Genomic DNA, 21,854 nt, shown 5'->3' with positions numbered 1-21,854 from the left:
ATAGGTAAGCGTGAGTGGCTACTCTGTAAGCACGAGTCATCGGCCCCTGTGTGACGCCCCGGAGGAGCCATGGGAACTGATCTCGATTCACGCTTGTCGCTACCTCAACGCTTTGGGCGCGAGCTGGCCCGATGCCGGAAAGAGATCGGACTGTCACAGCGCCGGCTCGCAGGCCACATCGGTTGCTCACCGTCCCTTGTAGGTCACATCGAAGCCGGTAGCCGTACCCCGCAGCTTGACTTCGCGGAGGCGTGTGATCGCTTCTTCGCACTTCCGGACACCGACTACTTCGTGCGGATGTGCCGGCGAATCCATCAGTCCCCATACGGACCTGGATGGTTCCTGCGGTGGCTAGAAGAGATCGAGCCCAACGCTGTTGCGCTGCGTACTTGGGACCCGCTTCTCATCCCGGGGCTACTGCAAACGACCGCATACGCGAGAGCCGTGTTCCTTGGCCACTTCTCCACGCCCGAAAAGGAGATTGAACAGCAGGTCAATGCCCGCATGGAACGTCAGCAGATCCTCGCCAGGGACCACCCGCCGGAACTGCACGTGCTGATGGATGAGTGGGTACTAAAGCGCCCGATCGGCGGCAGGGAGACCATGTACGAGCAGCTTCGTCACGTAGCGGCCACTGCGCGCCGCCGACGAGTTACGGTGCAGCTCGTTCCCTACGACACCCCGTGTACTGATGGCCTGTCATCCTCGTTCGTCATCGCAGAGCTTGCCCACGATCCCACGGTGGTGTCGGTGGACTCAGCGGGCGAAGGTGAGGTCTCGGCAGACCATAAAGTCGTTTCGCTGATCTTAGATCGATATGACAAACTACGGACAGAGGCTTACAGCGCAGGTGAGTCGCTTGCAAGGATCGAGGAAGCAGTAGACCTATGGATCCCAGAGACCTGACCTCAACGGACCTCTCCGGGGCAGTGTGGAAGAAGAGTTCACGCAGTGGCAACAACGGTGGAAACTGTGTCGAAGTCGCCACGAACATCCCTGGAATCATCGCCGTCCGTGACAGCAAGGACCGCAGTGGCCCTGTCCTCCGCTTCACCGCCGGTGAGTGGGACGCCTTCCTCGGTGGAGTCAGAGACGGCGAGTTTGACTAGCTAAGCCGATCGCTACCGGTAACGCGGATCTCGCGCCATCGCGCGGGAGGGGCATCGCCGTTTCATTCGTTGATCACAAGCGCTCATTCACTCGCTGTGAGAGGGCGCTTGTGGCATGTGAAGCCCCAGAGGACCACGATCAAGAGTTCTAGGGACCCCCGGGCCGGTCACCGAACCGCGTGCCTACGGCCCGCTGGACTCCCCGTAGGCCACTCGCCGGCCGATCTTGGTCCGCCGCGACGGCGGCTACCGAATCGTTTCGGAGCCAACCTCACGGGGGCCCCTCCAAGATCGCAAAAAGGAGGGCGGGGAGAGAATCACGGGGGCAGGGGCGCTGCCCCTCCCCGATGGGCAAGCCGTTGTATGCCCCCTTTTGTGATCTTGCCCCCATCATCTCCGATCGACGTGCTCTCCCGCCACTTGGAGCACGTCACCGTCGCCAGCCCGCCCGCCGACTCGCCCGCCGATCCGCTCGATCCGCCCACCCTGGCCGAGCTGCTCGATACGGTGCCCGACCCGCGCAGCCGCCGAGGACGCCGCTACCGGCTCGGCCCGCTGCTGGCGTTATCCCCGCTCGCCGTACTCGGCGGCGCGACCTCCCTGGCGAAGATCGCCCGGATCATCGCCGGATACGACCCGACCCGCGCGCCCGCGCCGGTCTCCCCGGCACGATACGCCTGGCCACCAGCACCCGGGGACGACTGTTCGCCCGCCTGAACGGCGACGCCCGCGACGCCGCGACCCGCACCTACCTGGCCGCGCTCGCCACCCGCGCTCCGCCCGCCACCCCCAACGGCCGGCCCGCGGACCGGACCGCGCTGTCCGGCCTGGCCGTGGACGGCAAGACCCCGCGCGGCAGCCGCACCCCGCACGGCACCATCCACCCGCTGGCCGCCACCTGCCACAACACGCGGATCGTTGTGACCCAACGGCAGATCGAGGCCAAAAGTAACGAGATCCCCGCCTTCACACCCCCGCTCTCCGCACTGGACCTCACCCACACCGTCGTCACCGCCGATGCCCCGCACACCCAGCGGGAACACGCCCGCCAGATCGTCGCCGCCGGCGGCCACTACCTGTTCATCGCCAAGGGCAACCAGCCCACACTCCCGCGCCGGCTCAAGGCCCTGCCCTGGGCGCGAGGCCATCCTCAACAGCCGCACCAACGAGACCGGACACGGCCGCCGCGAGATCCGGCGCATGAAGATCCGCACCGCCCGCCCCGGACTGCCCTTCCCCCACGCCGCCCAGGCCATCCAGATCAAACGCCGCCGCACCGACCACCGCACCGGCAAGACCACCATCGTCACCATCTACACCATCTACACCATCACCAGCCTCCCACCAGGCCGGATCAGCCACACTCAGCTCGCCGCACTCATTCGGGATCACTGGAGCATCGAAGCCCCACACCACATCCGCGACGTCACCCACCGCGAAGACGCCTCCCGCATTCGGACCGGCACCGCACCCCGCATCATGGCCACCCTCCGCAACCAGGCCATCGGCCTGGCCCGCCCGATCGGCTGGACCAACATCGCCCCCGCCACCGACCACTACCGCAGCCACCCCACCGACGGCCTTCAGCTACTCGGTTTCACAACATGAGAACGCTTCGGCCCTGGGCCCGCTACCTGGCCGTCGGCCACTCCGCGGGGCGCCTCGTTCAGAGGCGGGCTTGCCGGCGCCACTCGGAAACAGGTCGATCTTGACGAGCTCTCATCATACGTAATCGCCAGAGTGTCGGACATGCCGACAGTCCTCGAGTCAAAATGGGACGAAGATCACGGTTCGGGAAGTGGGGCGCATGATCAGGCGGCAGGGTTGGGCGCACGCTGGTGCGGCTGTGGCCCTCCTGGTCTCGGCGGGGTGTGCGGTTACGCCCGGGCCGTCGATCACCAAGGCGCAAGCCATGGCGGTGGTGAATGGCTACTTGCAAGAGACATTTCGCGCGGTGCCTGTTCCTTCACCGTTCACTATCGTCCGTCAGGTCAACATGACGTCGTGTGAATACTTCATGGATTCGGGGGTTACGGGACAGTTCGGTCCGGGCCTAGAGTATTCAACAGAGGCGGTTGGAAAGAAGAAAGGGCAAAAGTATCTGGCCGATGTGGCAGAATACTGGCAAGGGCGACCGGGAGTGCGGGTAGAGTGGCGCGCCCTGGGGACCGGCGAGAAGGACGACGTCGAGGTCACGTTCGAACAGCTAGGCGATTACAAGCTCATTGTCGAATACCCTCCGCCTCCGGGTTCGAAGAAGATATCCGTTCTCGGAGGATTGAGAGATTGCATCTGGGAGAACGGCACGGCGCCGCCTACGCCTGACGACGACTTCCTGGATCCTACCTTCGGCGAACCTTCCACCATCAGCCCATCGGGGTAGTTCTTGGCAACTTAATGCCTCGTCTTATGGGTGGTGGAGCATCATTGAGCCTTTTTATCCTATTGCTGCAGGTCGGAGCGGTGGCTGTCGAAGATGGACCCTGCGGCCTGCGAGAGGCCCGGACCTCCGGCAGCTGAGCCGGACCGTAGAATAGCCATCAGTCCTGCTCAGGAGAGCCGGCAAGGAGGATGAAAAGGCTCGATGTTGCCAAACACCTTTTCCGCCCTCCCGGCGACGAGCGTGCTCTTCGGACTGCCTCTTCGACTAAGATCGAGGTGGCACTATGCCAGGTTTATCTTGTTTCCTCGATGGCGTCTAATGCTAGGCATAATTGGTCTCGCCATTGCTTTCATCGCCCTATGTCTCCCCGCTCTGGCCCTGGCGTTCTTTATGCCAGTTGCTGGATTAACCGTTGTCATTTTGGGATTTGGTCGTGAAATTCAAGACGCGATTCTAAAATGGTCGCGCTTCGAGTTTGTCGAAACCAAGGCTTCCCCGATTGCGAAGGCGCGGCCGCATGACAAGAAGCAGAACGTGCAGGTGCTCGATATAGTCGATCGCGGAAGTATACTTCTCGACAATGAGGCCAGCGAGCTGTTGCTCACCACACCCGTTCATATACACATGGCTTCACATCCATACAAGCTGCCACGTCATCTAAGACTCACGGCCCCCCAGGCATTTCGGCTTGTTAGCCGAGCAAGCATCGTTTTCAACGGGGCACTCCTGTCGCTCGCTGGCGACATTTCTAGCATCGACACCGAGTTGCGCATAACACATTACTTTGACGGTATCTGCTCGAATGAGCTATGCCGATTCAAACAGATAGATCGCATGACCGGCCAAGAGGTAGATATTAGAGAACGGGAAACTGTTGATCCGCAGACGGGACAGTTGCTCTCATTCTCGAGAAGCAAGCTCTCAAATCACATTGGTGTATCTACAATCGCCTTTACCGAAGATGGTCAGCTAGTCGTGTGCCAGCAAACAGCGCATAATCTCATCAACCGAGTGTTCCTTGCCCCGTCTGGCAGCGGAACGATTCCTCCGAGCGACTATCGGCCTGGTGATACTCTGCAAGAGTTGATAATTCGAGCCATGGAGCGAGAGCTATGCGAGGAAGTCGGCGTCCTGAAGGAGGACATACAAAGCACGGAGCTTGTCAGCTACGGGAGATGGCTAGAGCGGGGCGCCAAGCCTGAATTCTACGGGATGACTCGTCTCAGGATCTCTTCGCAGGAGCTGAAGTCGCGCAGTGTACAGCGACGGGAGCGCCTATATACCGCGCGCACCAGGGTCTTCGATGTAGATCTAGGGGGAATCGGAAGAAGCATACGCGCGGGAACTCCCATAGTCGGATCGGTATCATGCCATGAAGATATCCGCAATTCGGGATCAATGTCGCTACTGGTTGCTCTGCACTCTGCAGCTCTATCGATTGCGTCGCCGACCTAGATTCTCAATTGGCGTGACCGTACTGACGTGATCTCAGCGAATTGCCGGTAGGTAGTTGTGCTCGAAATGGGTGAGGACAAGGGCGGCGCGGGCGATGCCGCTGATTGTGCTGGGGCTGAGCGTGATGTGCTGGAGGATCCGCCAGCGGCCTTTGAGCAGGGCGAATCCGCGTTCGCCGAGGCAGCGCAGGGCGCGTGGGAGCCGGTTGTAGGTGCGGTTGTCTGGGCTGAGGATCTGGTTGCCGTCGGGCTGCTTGATCGGTGTGTGGATGCCGATCCCGGCGCCGTCGTAGCCGCTGTCGGCGAGGGTGGGCAGGCCGGCTGCCGCTGCGGCGTACAACGCGCCCAGCACGTGTGCGCGGGCAGCGGTCAGATCATGGACCGAGCCGGGCTCGACCTCGGAGATCCACAGGGCAGTCCGTCGGGGGCGCATAGTGCTTGGAGGTTGCCGGCGGGATGGTGGGCCTTGCCGGAGTACCAGGCGTCGATGGGTTGGCCCTTGACGCTGATGGTCTGCTCGGCGCGGCGGTCGGTGGGGATCAGGGTCCCGTCGAGGATCACTTAGGGCAGGTCGTCGGTTTGGGCCCGGTCCAGAGCCTCGTGCAGTTCAGGGGCTTGAGCTGCGAGGACGTTGATCCCTTCGGTGGTGTAGCGGTAGGCCGTGGCGCGGGAGACGTGGTGGTCGCGGCCGAGCTTGGGGATGTCGTGTTCGCCGCGGAACCAGCGCGGCACCAGGACAGCCTGCCAGAACGGGGTCAGGGCGCGGCTGCCTTTGGGGGTGCCGAGCCGGCGGCGCTCGTCGTGCGGCAGTCGGGCAACATAGTGAACCGGCGCGCGGGAGACGTCGAGCGTGGCACGATGAGCAATCACGTGGAGCCTTCCGGGCGACGGGATTTCTTGTGGTGAGAACTCATCTACCGGAGGCTCCACGTCCGTCTCCGGCCTTCGACGACTTCTCCCGAAAGGCCCGAAACGTCCCCGCGAGCGTCCCGAAAATTCCCTATCACCCGATTTATTTCTCTGAGATCACCTCAGTGGTGCTCGAGTTGTGTACAGCCCCAGCGCCAAGGCCGCGTCCAGGACCAAGTCAGCCTGCGCGGCCGTCATCGGCAACTCGTCCGCAAGGTTCCGCTCGCGGCCGCGGCGTGTGTCCCAGCGATCGGTAAAGGCGTCCATGACCGCGATACGCTCACCCAAATCTCGGTCGGCCTGTTCGGTGAGAAGTTCGCCCCCACCAAAGGCGGCAACCAGAGCCCGCAGGGGGTCGGACACTATCCAAGCCTGGATGTCGCTGAGGAGGTTCGGCCCGGTTCCGATCAACGGGACAGGAGAGAAGCCAGACGTCACGGTAGACAATCCTTCGAGCAGAGGCGGGTAGGTGTCAATCCACTGGAAGCGTGGAGACGCTCCTCCGCCGCAGAGGCCCGCGACAGGGCCGATGAAGCTGTGTACTTCTCGGACATGTGATGCTCGAACGTGATGGGTGGCAAGCCGTCGTGGGAGCTGTGCCGCCGGATGGTGTTGTGGAAGTCACCGATCCAGGTCCCCATCTTCAGACGAGCATCGGCCCGAGTGTGGAAACGATGGCGGTGGGAGAACTCGACCTCCAGCATGCTGATGAAGGCTTCGGCGGAAGCATCGTCGGCGACGCCAACCCGGCCACCGACTGGACCACGCCCAGGCGCGGGCACAGGTGCTGGCAACGGGCAGCCGTCTCCTTCGAGCCGCCGTTCATCTGGGAGATCGCCCTGTCGACATCGCCGCCGCGCGTGGCGACCACCATCCGCGGCCAGGCGCGAGCCAACGCGACATCGTGACGCTCGGACATGGCGTGGTCAAGCAGTCAGCGCCGGAGCAGGCCCTCGGACAAAGCCAGATACGGCAGGCCCTCACCGATGCCGATCTAAGTCACACCGCCCCACAACGGCGCGTCAGCAGCGGGCGCGGTGAACTTCCGCCGGATCAGTTCGGGGGCGGTCGGCCGCTGCATTGCCGGGTCAGCACCCACGACGCGCGCCGTTTCCAGTCGGTCACGCGGGATGAAGGGGCACAGTCTCGTCCCTTCCCGACGGGCGCTGTGGGCGCTCGGCCTCCTTGAATTCCGCTAACTGCGATGAGCTGCTGCCGCCTTCATGATCAGAATTCTTCATTCGTCATCAGGCGCGTGTCATTCTCCCTGTAGATCCTTGTAGTCGTCAGGAGGCCGGAGCGAGGAGGATGGGCCTGAGTTGACGTGCGAACTCGATGACGTCGGCGCGAACATCCCGACCAGGAGCGCCTCGTTCGATCCTGATAGAAAGCAACTTGATGCCATCAGACGTCCACGCAAGGACATAAGCGCCCACAGGGTTCCCCTCCCCGTCATTGATCAGGGCGCTGAAACCAGGTCCTTGGCCGTTCGGCAACCGAACCCCTTTGTCGCTCGCTCTGGTGAATTCCAGGCTCTGGACAGACGTTGCCATGGGATTACGCAGTTCGATCAACATCCACATGGGTTCTGAGACGCTCGTCGAGCGCATCACCTGACAAAACGCGAAGTGCGAGACCAACTCCGTGCCACTCGCATAAAACTCAGTCAGGCCTGTGGCGCGAGTGATGGCAGCACGGGAGATGAGACCACATTCGCGTGGCTCGGCGGTCACGCTACCCAGCGGACGTCGATCCTGTTTCGGAGGAGGCGAGCAGCCGGCTGCGGTCAGGAGAGCGACCAGTGCGGTTGTGAGCAGGGCATGGCCGTTCACTCGTACGCCTTTGAGCTGGTGGCGGCCCTATCCCTAATTCGGAGTCCGTAGCTGTGCATGTCACCTGATCCTTTGGACGGCGTGTGGTTCGTTCGGCTTGGGGGTGCATTTGTGGAGTTCGCCGTACCGGGCGCGGGCAATGCTGAGCAGTCGCGTCAGGTCACTCACCGGGTCGCGTCCCTTGGCCACCTCGGACAGATCGACGCTGATCCATGGGCGCTTGGATCCGCATTGGAACAACATCATGGTGTAGTACGGGTTGGTACGTGGCGAGCGGCGAGTGTAGGCGATGAATCCTTCGCCAAGATCCGCTGGCAGCGCAGACAGCCGATACGCGCCGAAGTTCTCGCGTGCGAGGTCCATGACGTTGTCGCCGTCCCGCTCCGACCACACGACGGAGAGCCGGGTGTACCCATTGCGCAGCGTACATATCCCGTGGGTTGCGGGCACCCCTCCCTTGTCCTCCTGCAGGGGCACTGTGATACCACTGATCGTACGGACCGCTTGTCGCGGGAGAAAATCGCACCAGTAGGGCCCGGAGTCGGTGACCGGACTGGTGATGGCCTTTACTGAGCCCTGTGATGATGACGAGCCGGCACCGGTGCAACCAGTGGCCATCGCGAAGACAACGAGTAGCCCCGCAATGGTGCAAACGATGAGCCTGACGGCTGGATGTATCATGCCGGTACTTGGTGATTCCCAAATTATCATGCACGGTATCCGTTTGTGTGTTCAAAGTGGTATTCATACCGCCTGCGGTCACTTCGCTGCCGGTATTTCTGCTGACTCTCGTGACCCACAGTCACCGAAGTGAGATTCCGTCGAACCGGCCCATGCTTGGCCTTGGCATCAAGATGCGGAAGCATGCAGGGCCCACTAGTTTCCTCGGACAGCTCCTGGACGGGTGACATCCAGCCGATGCGCCTCGCGACCATGATCAGGCATGCTCCTCCCTCCTCGTATGGCTACTCGACGAGTCAGCCGACGATAGCCCCGCCCGAGTCGGTTGCCACGGTAACCAACCAATTCGCGATTCTCGCTGAGCCATCCATCTAAACGCCAGGCCTCACACGTAAATCTATGAGTCCTTCCCAACCTCCTAAGCCAGCTCTCCCGAGCAGGACTGATATCGCGCCTACCGGCTCGGCTCACCTGCCGGTTGCCCGTCCATAGCCGTGCCAAAGGAGCCGCAAGTGGCCAGGCTTAGTCCCACGTCTGTTCGCGCGTTTGCGTGTCGTGGGGCGGGGGCGTGCCCCTGAACGGTGATCGTGACGGTGTCAGCCAGCCACAGAATCGTCGCTCAGGGAGTCCGCCGGTGTCCCTTTCGGAAATCGCATGCGTGGATGTCCTGGGCTTTCGAGGGTCTGTGAAGCACCGGATTGTCAGTCGTCCTCTGCGCTACGATGCGCTTGTTCCGCACTCGCGCGATGGTGAAGTCCCTGCACGGATGGTGGGCAGGCGCAGATCGTGGAGCGGGGCGGACTGCCCCCGGATGAGACGTGGAGACATGGCGGTACGCCAGACGGACGTAATCGACCACCTGGCCGGCCAACCGCGGATGGAGTTGGTGGCTGCGGCCGAGCTGAGGATCTCGCGGCGTCTGGTGTACCTGCTGCCGGGGCGATGGCGCGCGGATGAGAGTGTCATCTCGGACCTGCTGCCTCGGCGCTTCAGCGGCGGCCGGAGGCGAGGGCGGTGCCGGTCGCGGTGGAGGCGGCGCAGCGCGAGGTTATCGAGTCGCGGTACTCGCACCGGCGGCCGGGGGCGGCGGCCTTCAGAGAGGTGGTACGCCAGGGCAAAGCCGGCGGGCTGCCGGTACCGATTCGTAACCGGCTGGCGCAGGGGAATCGCGGGGTGGACCCGACCATGGCCACCGCCGTGCGGGAAGGGCGCCGTCTTGGGGCAGCCATCGGTCGTGCGTCGAGGGCCGCTCAGCAGGTGCAGATCCACCGATCCAGAGGTGGTGGATGAGCGACATCGGTTGCCGATCGGCCAGCCGTGTCTTACTGCGGCTTTCGACGTGGCCAGCCGCTTCGCGGCCGGTCTGGCGGTGACGCTGAAGGCGCCCTCGGCGCTGTCGGCCGGGCTGTGCCTGGCGTACACAGTGTGTGACAACCGGTGGTGGCTGGAGCGGCTCGGCGTGGAAGCGGATGCCTGTCCGATGAGCGGCAAGCCGCGCGGGATCCACGTGGACAACGCCACCGAGTTCCGCGGCCAGGCAACCTTGATCGACCACGGCTCGCGACTTGGCGACCAACTCCGTCGGGGGCGACTCTACTGTAGATTACAGCATTCGCCCTCTGCTTGACGGCGCCAGCTCCAAGGCATTAGGCGCCACGCCATCTTCATGCATATAAGGGAAAAGGCTTATGACTGGCGACATCTGCGAGCAGCGACTCCATCTTGACTTCGATGGCGACTCTATTGCGATGGTTTACGCATCTCCCCAGCACGCGCATGCCAGGAATCTCGTTCTTATGCTGCACGGCGGGCCAGGTGGTCAAAAGGACGGCCCTGAAGGGCTTTATAGTAATCTCGCGCGAGCCATCGGTCGCAAGGGGATCGCTTCTCTGCGATTCGACTTCCGCGGGGTGGGCGAGAGCAGCGGTCACTATCGCGACATGACAATCAGCCGGCAGGTCTTCGAGTACGAGGCTGTCTGGACGCTGGCCCGCTCTCTGGGGTTTGATCGAGTTGGAGTGATCGGTGAAAGCTACGGCGCTACCATCGTGCTGCGGAGTACGGTAGCCAACCCGAATGCGGTCTGCCTGCTGTGGCCTGCCATCTATTTCCTCGATGTGACATTCGCCCCCTTCGTTACTCCAGAGAAGATGGACATAGCGCGACGCGATGGGTTCACGGTAGAAGACGGAGAGCAGCTCGGCTTGGGCTTCCTCGAGGAGGTGTTCGCTATCGAGAACGTCGAAGACGGCGTCAGACACCTTAAAGCGCCTACCTTGCTGATCCACGGTACCGCGGATGGAGAGGTGCCGGTGAGACAGAGCGAACGCGCCTACGAATTGCTTTCGGAGCCGAAGAGGCTGATCACTGTAGAGGGCGGCGACCACTGTCTCCGCCGAAGTCGGGAGAGAGACCTCGTAAGTAACGAAGTAGTCCAATGGCTCGATCAGCATCTTTGATGGGAACAGGGGGCAAGCAATGGGCGAGGCTCATCGACATGGCGCCGTACGGACAGCATCCCGATGAACAGCGATCCGCCCCGGCCGCCTGCGAACGCTGAAACTTCCCTGAGCCGGCCCTGCTGGAACGGCGCAGCCCAGCAAGCCGTCGTATCAGAGAATCGCATCCATGCCCACGCCCGGCAGCCCCCTGACCGCCGCCTTGGCGGCACACACCCTCCGCGTTGCCGCCGTCATCGTCGGCGACGAGGAGCACGAAGGGGTGCTTCTCCTCCGGAGGGAGGTCCAGGCGAGGTACGCGCCCGGGCATTGGGGTTCGCCCACCGGCAAGGCGGCCAGAGGCGAAGCTATCGCTCAGACCACGTCCGCGAACTCAAATAGGAAACCCGGCTGGTCGTCCATTTTACCGCCCTCAGCGTGGCCGGTCTGATCCACTGGTCCTGGCGTCGTAGCGCCAACGCGGCTTCGTCACCGTTGTATTCGTTAGCGATACTTAGAAGGGTAGGCCAGTCAACGCAGAACCACACGAACACGGCTACATTCTGTGGTATTCGGTCGATCAAGTGCTCTAGGCATTTGTCTCGACCGCTTTGGGTCGCACTGATCAACTACCTCGCCAGCGCCCATGGTTACTATGGAGGGCTTCTGACAGCACTTCTTTCGTTCTCAGCACGGGCGCGTCTCAAATGCGAGTATTACGGTTCTCAAGGGTGCGGGATTGACCCGGACAAGAGGTGAAGGGCGGAAGCGGCACATCGTGGTCGACGTCGCTATGCGGAATGTGGTGGCTATCGGGACATTTCCAAGAACTGTTTGATGGCAGGCTCCCGCCCGTATTCGCGGAACTTGGTGCGCAGGTCGGCGAGCACACTGCTCCCACGCGCAGAGCTAACCCCGCCCATGTGATCGACTGCCTTACCCGCCATACGAACCGCTTCGTCGAGGTCGTTCAGAGCCAAATGAGCCTCGGCAGCCCGTGCCTCGTAGATCACGGCCCCACGAGGAAACGCGTCCCCATCGTACGTCTCGCCACGATTTGAGGCAGTCGCCTGTTCGAAGTGGCGCAGGGCGAGAGCGGGGCGACCGAGATTCAGCGCAGAGCTTCCCATCAACTGGTGGATCTCGCCCTGGTTGACCCAGTACAGCGAGCCCAGATCCTGATCAAGCGGCTCTGCCTTCTCATAGGCGCTCAAGGCGGCATTGGCCGCGCGGTCTGAGGCACGAGGGTCGTTCGCGTGAGCGTAAGCGCGGCAGGCACGAGCGTGCAGCATGGCGGTCATCCGAGCTGACCCCGTGGCGTGCCCGTAGGAGTGTGCGGTTTCCACGAGGGCAGCGGCGGCTCCTGGTTGGTTTGTCGAGTAGCACTTGATCGCCCAGAAAGCGCAAATATTTGCCATGACCTCCGGATTTCCGGCTTTATGCGCCAGCCTAGCGGCGGTGGCGAAGTGCTCTTCTGCCAACTCCGGGTGTCCGCTGTCATAGGCAGTCCAGCCTGCGGCGCGTTGCGCGTCAGCGGCGAGCGCGGTGAGCCGGCACTCAACGGACTCGGTGTAGGACGCCGAGCGTAGAGTGCCGATGATCATTTCATACTCACTGACAGCGCTAGCGTAGACCCGACCGGATCCGATGCCGTCGTCGAGGTGACGCAACGCGTCGAGGCGCCGCTCATGCAGCGCGACGCGGCTTGCCCCAATACGCCCAATTGCTGTGGCATCGGCACTGGGCGTAGGCATCGTGAGAGCGGACATGCCGCCAGCGGCGAAGAGAGTGAGGAAGCGTCGTCGTTGCACAGATCTACCGGCCCCTTCTATGGCGTCGTGCGGGGATGTCCTTGGTGCGGTGTGGACAAGAGCGTGTCGAGCTTCGCGCGTTCGAGCCGGATGAGTGGGCGAGCCTGATGACATCGTGGCTAGACATGTTGGGGAGAGGGGCGAGAGGTGACTGGATGTACTGGCCCGGTTCGCGCCCTTCCGTCCACCGGCCCCGCTTTTGCCGACGGGACGTCAGTCCACCACGGCCAAAGCCCGAGCGCCGCTCAGCGATGCGCCGGAGGAACGCCGCTGCCCTCCCTCCCAAACACCGCACTAGGTATTCGAGCAGGATCGCGATATCTCTCACAGCTCGCCTCCGCAGCCAGGCCTTCCCTGTCAAGTGTCCCCTTCACCACGGTCGCGCGGAAGAGGCCGCCGTGCGGGGGGACCCAGATGCTTCCATGGCTTGTCGAGTGAGGACGGACGATCCGGCTCCTGGCGCCTGAAGGGGAGCGAGGATCTTGTAGAGCTGGCGGGCGATGTATGGCTTCAGGCAGCGGATGATCTGTTCCTGGACAACCTGTCGGTGGTTCCGCGCTCAACGTGGGCGCGGGTGGACGGATCGCGGGACATGCGAGATAGCCCGATGGCGGACAGGGCGCGGTTGGCCTGCCGGTCGCCGCCACGGTTGGGCCGATGGTGTCGTGTCCGCCGCTGGGCGCGGGGCCGGCCCACATCCCGCGCGGGGTCGCGAACAATCCTTCGGAGCCCGGCTGCATCGGGGTCGCCGCCGCGGGTGACCAGAAGCTGGGCGGCGGTTTCCATACCCGCGACTTGGGGGTGGAAAGCTTGGGCCTGGCCCACGCGATCAGCACTTTCAACTGGTTGCGGGTGGCGTCGATCCCGGCACTGCGGGCGCGGTCGCCAGCAGCGAGGTGCTGCGGGCCGCCTTACGCTCCGAGCGAGGCCGGCCAGATCGGCGTACGTCCTTACCGGAAGTGGGCTTCGACGAGCCGGGCCTACTTCGCGCCGGCCAGCTGTTCGCCGAGCTTGCGGGGACGATGGCGAGCAGCGCCCCCGCGGCTCATCGAGGCGGGCGGTGCGCCCCTTCACCGCACCCGGCGTTGCGGGTGGGCTCCATGATCACCGTCACTGTCGACGGGTCGGTCCCGGCCGGCAGCATCGCCCATAGCCGTTCCAGATCTTCGGCCGTGGTGCGGAACCGGCGGCCTGACCAGGCGAACTCCCCGCGTTCGTCGGCCAGGCTGGCTTGATGAGCCGCCCGGCACGCGATGTCGATTCCGAGTCGCAGTCGCAAGATTCTGGCTCCGTTCTCCTCGTCGGACACTTCGACAGACCAGCGATGCCGACGCTGAAGGAAGACGCGGTACCAGACATTCACCAACAGGGATCCGCCTGGCCGGGTGCGGCCGGGCCCGGGCGGTCGCCGGGTTCCTAACAGGACACGCGATCTCCCGGCGTTGGCCCCACTCGCCCCACGATCAACAGGCAAGAAGCACCAGGCTCCAATCGGTCAGCAATGGTGACGAGCAGGCGCCGGTCATCCCGATCCTCACCTCGCCGGCCGAACAAGGCGAGCATCTTGGGGACACCACCAAGTTTGAATGTCGGTGTGAAACACCGCGCCGTCCAGGCCGCCGCCGCGGGTGTGCGCCGCGGCCTGCAGCGCGTCGACGACGAGCTCGGTGCGCATGTGATCAGCTATCGACCAGCCTGCCAGCCGACGCGAACACAGATCCACGACCGTGGCCAGGTAGAGGAACCGGCCACCGCTGACGGGCAGATAGGTGATGTCGCCGACGTAGCGGGTGTTGGGCCGCTCGGCGGTGAAGTCGCGCTGGAGCAGGTCCGGCACCGGTGCCGCGACCGGTTCCGGGATGGTGGTGCGGACCTTCTTCCGTAGCCGTAGCCCGGTGATGCCGTGCTCGCGCATCACCCGTTCCACCCGCTTGTGGTTGACCACGACCCCGGCCGCGCGCAGTTCAGCCGTCATCCGGGGCGAGCCGTAGGTGCCGTCATGCTCGACATGGATCCGCCGCACCCGCCCGGCCAGTTGCTCATCGGCCTGGCGGCGGGCCAGCCGCGCCGCGGCGCCCTTCAACCACCGGTAGAACCCCGAGCGTGACACCTGCAGCACCCGGCACAACCGCTTCACCCCGTAGAGCGCCTTGTGATCCTCAACAAACTGGAAGCGGTTCACCAGTTCGTCTCGTTCGCGAAAAGTTTGGCCGCCTTGCGCAGGATGTCCCGCTCTTGCTCCAGCTCCCGGATCCGTGCCTTGAGCTGCTTGTTCTCCTCTTCCAGCACGTCGTCCGAGGTTATGTGCCCGACCGACGGGTCCTGACGGGCAGCGGCACCGCCGGCCGTTCGTTGCCCGCCTTCACCCCGAGCCTGCGCGGCGCGTGCCCACACCCGCAGCGTCTCGCGGCTGACTCCCAGGTCCCGCGCGATCGACGTGATCGTCCGGTCCGGCCTCGACAGCACCAGCGCCACCGCGTCGGCCTTGAACTCGGGCGGGTAGTTCTTCATCACCATCAGGGACATCTCTTCCCCTGGACCTCAAGATCCAGTCTCCGAGGTGTCCACGTTCAAGGGGGAAGGCCCATCAGGCTACAGAGACGGACCTGGCGCAACGTAACTTCGGCGTCGAGGAGACCGATCCGGTGTGGCTGACCACCGTCACCGAGTGGTTTCGGGGCCCAAGCCGGTGAACAATCAGCAGGTCTGGACGGGCTAGGCCGGCCATTCGCCGTCACGGCAGGCTACGAAGTCGGCCATGTTGACCCAGGCAGAGCCTCTGCCACGCACCAATCACCACCGGGGCTGAGCGACAACCAGGACAGACACCCCCAGCATTAGCAGGGTGACGGCGGAGCAATGCTTGAGATCTGTGGATCACCGGGGAAGGGGTGTGCCTTCCCGGTGATCATGTGACTCCACCAAGCATGACCGACGCGCCAACGTCGGCCGGAAAGGCACACCCGTGCTCACCGTAGTCCCTGATCCCACCGGCGGCGACCACACCGCCACCACGCCCGCCCCGACGCCCGCGCTCATCGACGAGTTGGTGCGCGAAGGCGCCCGCCGGATGCTCGCCGAAGCGCTCAAAGCCGAGGTCGACGCCTACATCGCCGCCTTCGCCGACGAATGCGACGAACACGGGCACCCCTGGTCGCGCGCAACGGCCACCACCAGCCCCGCACCGTGCTGACCAGCGCGGGCGCGATCGAGGTCCGCGCCCCACGGGTCAACGACAAGCGCATCGACGAGGCGACGGGAGAACGCCGGCGCTTCTCCTCGGCGATCTTGCCGCCGTGGTGCCGCAAGAGCCCGGCCATCACCGAGGTCCTGCCGCCGCCCTACCCGCACGGCCTGTCCACCGGCGACTTCGTCCCGGCGCTGGGCCAGTTCCTCGGCACCGGCAACGGCCTGTCGGCGCCGGTCATCACCAAGCTCACCGAGCAGTGAAAGGCCGAGCGGCGCGCCTTCGCCGAGCGTGACCTGTCCAGTGTCGACTACGTCTACCTGTGGGCTGATGGCATCCACATCAACATCCGGCTGGAGGAGCACAAACTCTGCCTGCTGGTGCTGATCGGGGTGCGTGCCGACGGCGCAAAGAACTCGTCACCCTGACCGACGGATACCGCGAATCAACGGAGTCGTGGGCCGATCTGCTGCGCGATTGCGCCCGGCGCGGCATGCGGGCGCCGGTGCTCGCGGTCGGCGACGGCGCGCTCGGCTTCTGGTCGGCGCTGTCCGAGGTGTTTCCCCAGGCCAGAGCACAGCGCTGCTGGTTTCACAAAATTGCCAATGTGCTCGGGACGCTGCCGAAGTCGGCCCATCCTGGCGCGAAGAAGGCCCTCGCGGAGATCTGGAACGCCGAGAGCGAGGACCACGCGCTGGCCGCGGTCGCCGCCTTCGAGACCGCCTACGGCACCAAGTTCCCCAAAGCCGTCGCCAAGGTCACTGACGATGTTGAGGAGCTGCTGGCCTTCTACGACTATCCGGGCGAGCACTGGCGGCATCTGGCACCACCAACCCGATCGAGTCGACGTTCGCCACCGTCCGGCACCGCACCAAGGTCACCAAGGGGCCCAGCTCTCGCGCAGCCGGCTTGGCCATGGCCTTCAAGCTGATCGAGTCCGCCCAACGGCGTTGGCGCGCGGTCAACGGCGCCCACCTGGTCGCCCTGGTCCGCGCCGGCGCCGCCTTCATCGACGGCAAGCTCGTCGAACGCCCGACAGAATCACCCGTCCCCACAGCCGCCTAGGAACTCATGATCCACAGGTCTTGACTATTGCTCGTGACGGCGCGCCCGCGTTCGTTCACATCCAGCGGGACGACGGGCGGTTAGGCATCGGTGTCCTTACAGCCAGCAGCGGCTTGCGGGCCGCTGGCGTCGCAAGCAGGCTTGAGCTGGCTACCCATGGCTAGTGCGAGCGGTGCAACTCGGAATCGCGAGACACGCTGACCTGAGCCGGTGCCACATCCACGCCGGACACGATCTTCTCGTGAGCGCTGAGGGCGTCGGTGAAGGTCTTATCGTAGGTGGGTTGACCAGCACGTTTGAGCCGTTGCCCTCGCGCCATCGGAGTGCCGCCCTCGACTTGCTGGTTGCGCCTGTCCGGATGGCCCAGTTCAGTGGTGTAGCAGGCATGGAGCACGATTTCACTGTTCAGCTTGTGTAGCGGCGGGTGACCACGAGCCGTGGTCATCGACTAAGTCTGATCTGGCAGGCATGCTGAGAAGAGAAAACCAAACGTTTGGCGATTGTCCTGACTCGATGAGCTTCCTAAGCCCGCTTTCGATATACGCCAGATTTTTAACGTTCCGGGTTAGACGGCCAGGCGCCCAAGGAGGAAGGGTGACCATCCCATGCAAGTTGTGCTTTCGCTAGATCGCAGCGCAGCTGGCAGGAGATCGCCGAAGGCGTCTACCTGGAGCTTTCGGGGCCTCCGCCTGAGCCGGCTCCCGCCGAGGACGGCGCATTACGAAGCCCCAAACCCGGCCATGCAGGTACTCGCGGCAGAGGGCATGATCCGCCCTTGCCAAGGAAGGGGACGATGTGACCAACATCCCGACGATGCGTCACTCGGCTGCGCGCTACTCCCGCGCGGCACGCGAGAGCGGCGCCGGCTGTGGCGCCTTCGACGCTGAGGTACGCAAACTAGGACTCGACCCCCAGCACCAGATCACTGTGGAGCACGCCGTTCCGCCAGACGCTGTAGCTGATGCTCTGGGCCTTCCACGTGGGGAGGAAAACGCCCTGGTGCGCCGTCGGCGGCTGCTGGCATCCGACATCCCGGTGCGACTGAACGCCTCATGGTTCCCGCTCTCGATCGCTGACGGATCGGAGCTGGCGGCTGAGGGACCGAACATTCGAGGCGGCGTCAAATCAGCGCTGGCCGAGCTCGGCCATGCTCCGGTCGAAGCGACCGAGAGAATCATCGTTCGCCCTCCTACTGAGGAGGAGGCGGTCGCACTGGAGATCAGCCCGGAGCTCATGGTCATCGACATCTTCCATGTCGCCAAGACCGAGAACGGGCAATCCGTTGAAGTGACGACTACGGTTACTCCCGCGCCCTACCTTGTGATCGAGCACACCTTCCCGCTGACCTAGTACGGGCCCCAGACTCGATGACAGGAGACGATGGGAGATGACAGCTGCTGTTCTGCCAATCCGCGCATGGGTCCAGGAACTTGCCGACGCTGGTCGTTTGCCTGCCTACGTGTACGACCTTGCCGACCTCGAAGCCCATATGGCCGAGGTCCGGGCGGCCATGGGGGATATCGAGGTCTATTATGCGATCAAGGCCAACCCTGACCCGAAGCTCATGCAGGTCATCGCGCCGTACGTTGATGGCTTCGAGGTGGCGTCCGGTGGGGAGTTTGTTCACGTCCGAGGGCGTTTCCCTGAATCGCGTATCGCCCTTGGCGGTCCAGGGAAGACCGACGCCGAACTCTTCGCCGACGTCTATCGGCTCCACGTCGAGAGTCCGAGCGAGATCCGGCGACTGCTGGCGGCAGGTCGGTCGGCTGATGTTCTCCTGAGGGTCAACCTCGACATCCCCATCGATGGAGCGTCTCTCGCGATGGGAGGCAGTGCACCGTTCGGCATGGACCCCGATGGCGTAGCCGAGGCCGTTGAAATGCTCAAGGGTCAAGATTCAATTCGGCTTCGAGGCATCCATGCCCACCTGGCAAGCGGGTTGGACGCGCCGGCCATGCTTGAGTTGGCCAGCTCGATCCTCGACTACGCTCGCGGCTTTGGTGTCACAGAGATCAACGTTGGTGGCGGTATGGGCGTCTCCTATGCCGACCCTGAGTCACGATTCGACTGGCGCACGTACGGTGCGGGACTGGCCGCTCTCCGGCGTCGTGGCGAGACGCTGCGCATCGAGCCAGGCCGTTCGATATCGGTCTACTGCGGGCGATATGTCACGCAAGTCATCGATGTCAAGCGCGTTCACGGAGAGCTGTTCGCCGTGGTTGCGGGCGGGACGCACCACATCAGAACTCCCGCCACTAAGGGACACAGCCAGCCGATGGTCATCGAGAAGCCGGGAGATCCAACGACGATCGTTGGCCAGCTCTGTACGCCGAAAGATACGTTGGCGCGACACGTGCCTGTGAGTTTGGCAGCGGGAGACGTAGTCGAGTTTCTCATGGCCGGCGCCTACGCGTGGAACATCTCGCACCACGACTTCCTCATGCATTCGAAGCCGACGTTCCACTACGTCGGGTCTGGGAATGAGGTGCCCTCGACACTACTGAACGACGGTTGACCTGCGAGAACATTCGAGAGGAGCGGGACGCCACCCTCGGGGCGGAGGTGTGCCGGCTGTCCCTGGCGATACGACAGTGCCTTGGATGGGTTACCTTGAGCCTTTTTCATCCTCCTTGCCCAGCTCTCCAGAGCAGGGGTGATGGCGCATCTCCCCGTCCAGCTCAGCTGCCGGAGGTCTGAGCTTTGTCGCAGGCCACAGGGTCCATCTTCGCCAGCCACTGCTCCTGACCTGCGGCAATAGGATGAAAAGGCTCCTTGGAGCAAAAGGAGACAATTGTGGAAAGTCTAATTCTTAGTGGGAGTTTAGGCATGACGCGTTCGCATGTGCACGCTTTGTGGTCGCAGGCTTTTGGGCCCCTCGTTCTAGAGGTATAGATTTACCCATTCCTCACCGCCGACGAGGGTGTCTGTTTGATTATTAAATGACGCCCAAATTCCGTCTGATCTATAAATGTGATAGGAGCTCACGACCGGTCAAGAGTCACTATCGATCACATGCATCGGGTACAAGTCCCGTCATGAGTGAGCGGAAGCCGTATCCCAGCGACATATCCGATGCCCGCTGGGCCTTAATCGAACCCACCTTAATACTCCAGCCGCACTTAGTGCGTGTTTGAGATTGACGATCTTGCTTAGTCGCAGACGATTTTGGCCTGTCGCCGGGCGGGGCCACTCCGGGTGAGACGGCGGGCCATGCTGGCGATGGCGGCCCAGCGGATGATCGCCTCGGAGATGGCAGGGTCGCGTTCGTAGTCACGAGCCAATCGTCGGCAGGTGGTCAGCCAGGCCAGGGTTCTCTCGACCACCCAACGGCGGGAGATGACGCTGAAGCCGCGCTGGTCAGCGGGCTTGCGCACGATCTCAAGCGTGGTGCGCAGCGTGTCGCGAGCCCAGTCCACCAGCCGTCCCGTGAAGCCCTGGTCGGCGAAGACGTGCCGGATCGGGGTGGTGAGGTAGGCCGACAGCAAGGCGGTTTTGGCGCCGTCGCGGTCTTGCCAGCTCGCGGCCATGACGGCGACCGTGACGAGCTGACCGGTGGTGTCGGTGATGACGAACCGCTTGCGACCGTTGACCTTCTTGCCCGCGTCGTAGCCGCGGCTGTCGCGGCCGACGGTGTCGGCGCCCTTGACGCTCTGGGAGTCGATGATGCCCGCCGACGGCTCATCGGCGCGGTCGGCCTGGCGGCGGGCTTTGACACGCAGCTCGGCCAGCGGCGTCTCGGTGACGCCGGCGGCTTGCCACTGCTGGAAGTGCCAGTACACGGTCTGCCAGGGCGGCAGGTCGGTGGGCGGATATCGCCAGGGACAGCCCGAGCGCACCACGTACAGGATGGCGTTGACGATCTCCCCGCGCGGGTGCTTCTCCGGACGCCCGCCGGCGTTCGGGTCTGGCGGTAAGGGCTCGATCAGCTCCCACTGTGCGTCGGTCAGGTCCGAGGGGTAGCGATCAGGGGGCATTGAGCCACTCTGACGGCACTGGCTCTCGTCGTCACACCGCCACGCCGAACATGAGCGATCTTCTCAAACACCACTTAGTCCCATCATCCGCCGATAGGCGTTTCCATGCCTGCTCGGGGGCATCGGCGGTGACCGCATCAGCCCGCGAGCCGGTGTTGCCGTAGCCGATGCCGGTGCCGACCGACTAGCTCTTGGGCACGGCGACCACGTACCCGATCTTGCGTTTCTCCAAGTGCGGGCGGAACTTGTGATCTTGACCGTATGCCTCGTCCGCGCTCACCCATGAAGCGGGCACCGCACCCGCCAGCGCCCGGTCCAGCATCGCTGTGGCCAGCGCCGGCTTGGTAGCGAACGCCACACTGTCCGGGATGCCGGCCTGCGCGCACCTGGCCTGATCACCGGTCCAGGACTTCGGCAGGTACAACTCGGCATCGATCAACGCGCGCCCACGCGGCGTCGCGTACGCCAGGAACACCCCGAGTTGACAGTTCTCCACCCGGCCCGCCGTGCCTGAATACCGCCGTTGCACCCCGGCCGACTTGTCACCCTTCTTCAGGAAGCCGGTCTCGTCCACGATCAACACCCCACCCGGATCCCCTAACTGCTCGACCACGTAATCACGCAGGTCAGCACGAACTTCGCGAGGGTCCCATCGCACGTTGTTCAACAGCCGCCGCATCCGATGAGGCTGGGCATCGCCCGCGGCCTCGGCCAATTGCCAGCCGTTCTTACGCTCCACCGGCGCCAGCAGCCCGACCAGGTACGTCCGCGCCTGCAGACGCGGCTCCACCCGGCCGAAGCGCCTGGCGACTCTCGCGAACAGCTCATCCAGTCCAGCCGTCCACAACTGGAGATCCTCAGACGTCACCACATCCGACACACGCTCGACTATAGATCACGAAGCATGACTGCAGTACTAGTACTACAGCCTGATTTCGTGATGTTGGAGCCAGCGTCTCCAGTAGTGACTGGCTCGGGCGCGGGTCTGACGCTGTCGCCGATGGCGGGACC

The 21,854-nt window shown here is 63.7% G+C and carries 19 protein-coding genes and 6 pseudogenes; 15 read left to right on the top strand and 10 right to left on the bottom strand.

What is annotated here, in order from left to right; translation table 11 throughout:
- Window positions 1-69: 69 nt before the first annotated feature.
- The 7 genes and pseudogenes from ACWEJ6_RS48460 to ACWEJ6_RS48430 all read left to right on the top strand — a co-directional run bounded on the left by ACWEJ6_RS48460 (window position 70) and on the right by ACWEJ6_RS48430 (window position 4,947).
- Window positions 70-906, top strand: coding sequence for a helix-turn-helix domain-containing protein (locus ACWEJ6_RS48460; protein ID WP_452432170.1), 837 nt, complete (start codon window positions 70-72; stop codon window positions 904-906).
- On the top strand, window positions 888-1,109 hold the full coding sequence (locus ACWEJ6_RS48455) for a DUF397 domain-containing protein (RefSeq protein ID WP_452432168.1): 222 nt from the start codon (window positions 888-890) through the stop codon (window positions 1,107-1,109). The genes ACWEJ6_RS48460 and ACWEJ6_RS48455 overlap by 19 nt, the downstream gene beginning before the upstream one ends.
- Before the next feature lie 375 nt (window positions 1,110-1,484).
- On the top strand, window positions 1,485-1,826 hold the full coding sequence (locus ACWEJ6_RS48450; RefSeq protein ID WP_452432167.1) for a transposase family protein: 342 nt from the start codon (window positions 1,485-1,487) through the stop codon (window positions 1,824-1,826).
- A gap of 116 nt (window positions 1,827-1,942) precedes the next feature.
- Window positions 1,943-2,263: pseudogene (locus tag ACWEJ6_RS48445) on the top strand (ISAs1 family transposase); the annotation flags it as partial.
- 46 nt (window positions 2,264-2,309) lie between these two features.
- Window positions 2,310-2,717, top strand: a complete 408-nt coding sequence (locus tag ACWEJ6_RS48440; RefSeq protein WP_452432183.1) for a hypothetical protein — start codon at window positions 2,310-2,312, stop codon at window positions 2,715-2,717.
- Between the two features lie 199 nt (window positions 2,718-2,916).
- The gene (locus ACWEJ6_RS48435) at window positions 2,917-3,492 is read left to right on the top strand and encodes a hypothetical protein (protein WP_452432166.1); all 576 of its coding nucleotides are present in this window, start codon (window positions 2,917-2,919) and stop codon (window positions 3,490-3,492) included.
- A 318-nt stretch (window positions 3,493-3,810) separates the two neighbouring features.
- Complete coding sequence (locus ACWEJ6_RS48430; protein ID WP_452432165.1) at window positions 3,811-4,947, top strand: hypothetical protein; 1,137 nt, start codon at window positions 3,811-3,813, stop codon at window positions 4,945-4,947.
- Between the two features lie 33 nt (window positions 4,948-4,980).
- Here the strand turns inward: ACWEJ6_RS48430 and ACWEJ6_RS48425 are convergent.
- A pseudogene (locus tag ACWEJ6_RS48425) lies at window positions 4,981-5,816 on the bottom strand (HARBI1 family protein).
- A gap of 156 nt (window positions 5,817-5,972) precedes the next feature.
- Window positions 5,973-6,293, bottom strand: coding sequence for a hypothetical protein (locus ACWEJ6_RS48420; RefSeq protein ID WP_452432163.1), 321 nt, complete (start codon window positions 6,291-6,293; stop codon window positions 5,973-5,975).
- 119 nt (window positions 6,294-6,412) lie between these two features.
- On the opposite strand from ACWEJ6_RS48420, the gene ACWEJ6_RS48415 reads away from it, so the two are divergent.
- Complete coding sequence (locus tag ACWEJ6_RS48415) at window positions 6,413-6,763, top strand: hypothetical protein (RefSeq protein ID WP_452432161.1); 351 nt, start codon at window positions 6,413-6,415, stop codon at window positions 6,761-6,763.
- A gap of 378 nt (window positions 6,764-7,141) precedes the next feature.
- On the opposite strand, the gene ACWEJ6_RS48410 is transcribed toward ACWEJ6_RS48415, so the two are convergent.
- Both ACWEJ6_RS48410 and ACWEJ6_RS48405 read right to left on the bottom strand, forming a co-directional pair.
- Entirely contained in the window at window positions 7,142-7,588 is a 447-nt protein-coding gene (locus tag ACWEJ6_RS48410; RefSeq protein ID WP_452432160.1) for a hypothetical protein, read from the bottom strand.
- Window positions 7,589-7,747: 159 nt separating this feature from the next.
- Window positions 7,748-8,164, bottom strand: coding sequence for a hypothetical protein (locus ACWEJ6_RS48405; RefSeq protein WP_452432158.1), 417 nt, complete (start codon window positions 8,162-8,164; stop codon window positions 7,748-7,750).
- 1,483 nt (window positions 8,165-9,647) lie between these two features.
- Here ACWEJ6_RS48405 and ACWEJ6_RS48400 point away from each other — a divergent pair.
- The 3 genes from ACWEJ6_RS48400 (at window position 9,648) to ACWEJ6_RS48390 (ending at window position 11,257) form a co-directional block, all read left to right on the top strand.
- Complete coding sequence (locus tag ACWEJ6_RS48400; RefSeq protein WP_452432156.1) at window positions 9,648-9,995, top strand: hypothetical protein; 348 nt, start codon at window positions 9,648-9,650, stop codon at window positions 9,993-9,995.
- Between the two features lie 61 nt (window positions 9,996-10,056).
- Window positions 10,057-10,827: an alpha/beta hydrolase family protein gene (locus ACWEJ6_RS48395; protein ID WP_452432154.1), complete on the top strand. Its 771-nt coding sequence runs from the start codon at window positions 10,057-10,059 to the stop codon at window positions 10,825-10,827.
- A gap of 169 nt (window positions 10,828-10,996) precedes the next feature.
- Window positions 10,997-11,257, top strand: a complete 261-nt coding sequence (locus tag ACWEJ6_RS48390; RefSeq protein ID WP_452432152.1) for an NUDIX hydrolase — start codon at window positions 10,997-10,999, stop codon at window positions 11,255-11,257.
- A gap of 358 nt (window positions 11,258-11,615) precedes the next feature.
- Here ACWEJ6_RS48390 and ACWEJ6_RS48385 read toward each other — a convergent pair whose 3' ends face one another.
- From ACWEJ6_RS48385 to ACWEJ6_RS48375, 3 genes and pseudogenes are all read right to left on the bottom strand, one after another.
- The gene (locus ACWEJ6_RS48385) at window positions 11,616-12,617 is read right to left on the bottom strand and encodes a hypothetical protein (RefSeq protein WP_452432150.1); all 1,002 of its coding nucleotides are present in this window, start codon (window positions 12,615-12,617) and stop codon (window positions 11,616-11,618) included.
- Window positions 12,618-13,662: 1,045 nt separating this feature from the next.
- The gene (locus ACWEJ6_RS48380) at window positions 13,663-13,980 is read right to left on the bottom strand and encodes a hypothetical protein (RefSeq protein WP_452432148.1); all 318 of its coding nucleotides are present in this window, start codon (window positions 13,978-13,980) and stop codon (window positions 13,663-13,665) included.
- A 225-nt stretch (window positions 13,981-14,205) separates the two neighbouring features.
- Window positions 14,206-15,134: pseudogene (locus ACWEJ6_RS48375) on the bottom strand (IS3 family transposase); the annotation flags it as partial.
- Between the two features lie 448 nt (window positions 15,135-15,582).
- Here ACWEJ6_RS48375 and ACWEJ6_RS48370 point away from each other — a divergent pair.
- Window positions 15,583-16,869: pseudogene (locus tag ACWEJ6_RS48370) on the top strand (IS256 family transposase).
- Between the two features lie 160 nt (window positions 16,870-17,029).
- On the opposite strand, the gene ACWEJ6_RS48365 reads toward ACWEJ6_RS48370, so the two are convergent.
- Complete coding sequence (locus ACWEJ6_RS48365; RefSeq protein WP_452432146.1) at window positions 17,030-17,314, bottom strand: hypothetical protein; 285 nt, start codon at window positions 17,312-17,314, stop codon at window positions 17,030-17,032.
- A gap of 350 nt (window positions 17,315-17,664) precedes the next feature.
- On the opposite strand from ACWEJ6_RS48365, the gene ACWEJ6_RS48360 reads away from it, so the two are divergent.
- From ACWEJ6_RS48360 to ACWEJ6_RS48350, 3 genes and pseudogenes are all read left to right on the top strand, one after another.
- Window positions 17,665-18,219 carry a UTRA domain-containing protein gene (locus ACWEJ6_RS48360; RefSeq protein ID WP_452432144.1) on the top strand — a complete coding sequence of 185 codons (555 nt, stop codon included), beginning with the start codon at window positions 17,665-17,667 and terminating at the stop codon, window positions 18,217-18,219.
- A 109-nt stretch (window positions 18,220-18,328) separates the two neighbouring features.
- On the top strand, window positions 18,329-19,384 hold the full coding sequence (locus ACWEJ6_RS48355) for an alanine racemase (RefSeq protein ID WP_452432142.1): 1,056 nt from the start codon (window positions 18,329-18,331) through the stop codon (window positions 19,382-19,384).
- 520 nt (window positions 19,385-19,904) lie between these two features.
- A pseudogene (locus tag ACWEJ6_RS48350) lies at window positions 19,905-19,973 on the top strand (transposase); the annotation flags it as partial.
- Window positions 19,974-20,018: 45 nt separating this feature from the next.
- Here the strand turns inward: ACWEJ6_RS48350 and ACWEJ6_RS48345 are convergent.
- Both ACWEJ6_RS48345 and ACWEJ6_RS48340 read right to left on the bottom strand, forming a co-directional pair.
- Window positions 20,019-20,843, bottom strand: a complete 825-nt coding sequence (locus ACWEJ6_RS48345; protein WP_452432140.1) for an IS5 family transposase — start codon at window positions 20,841-20,843, stop codon at window positions 20,019-20,021.
- A 73-nt stretch (window positions 20,844-20,916) separates the two neighbouring features.
- Window positions 20,917-21,711, bottom strand: a pseudogene (locus ACWEJ6_RS48340) (IS701 family transposase); the annotation flags it as partial.
- Between the last annotated feature and the right edge of the window lie 143 nt (window positions 21,712-21,854).

It is taken from the genome of Nonomuraea sp. NPDC004702 (assembly GCF_053601695.1).
This window is presented reverse-complemented; position numbering and strand designations above follow the sequence as displayed.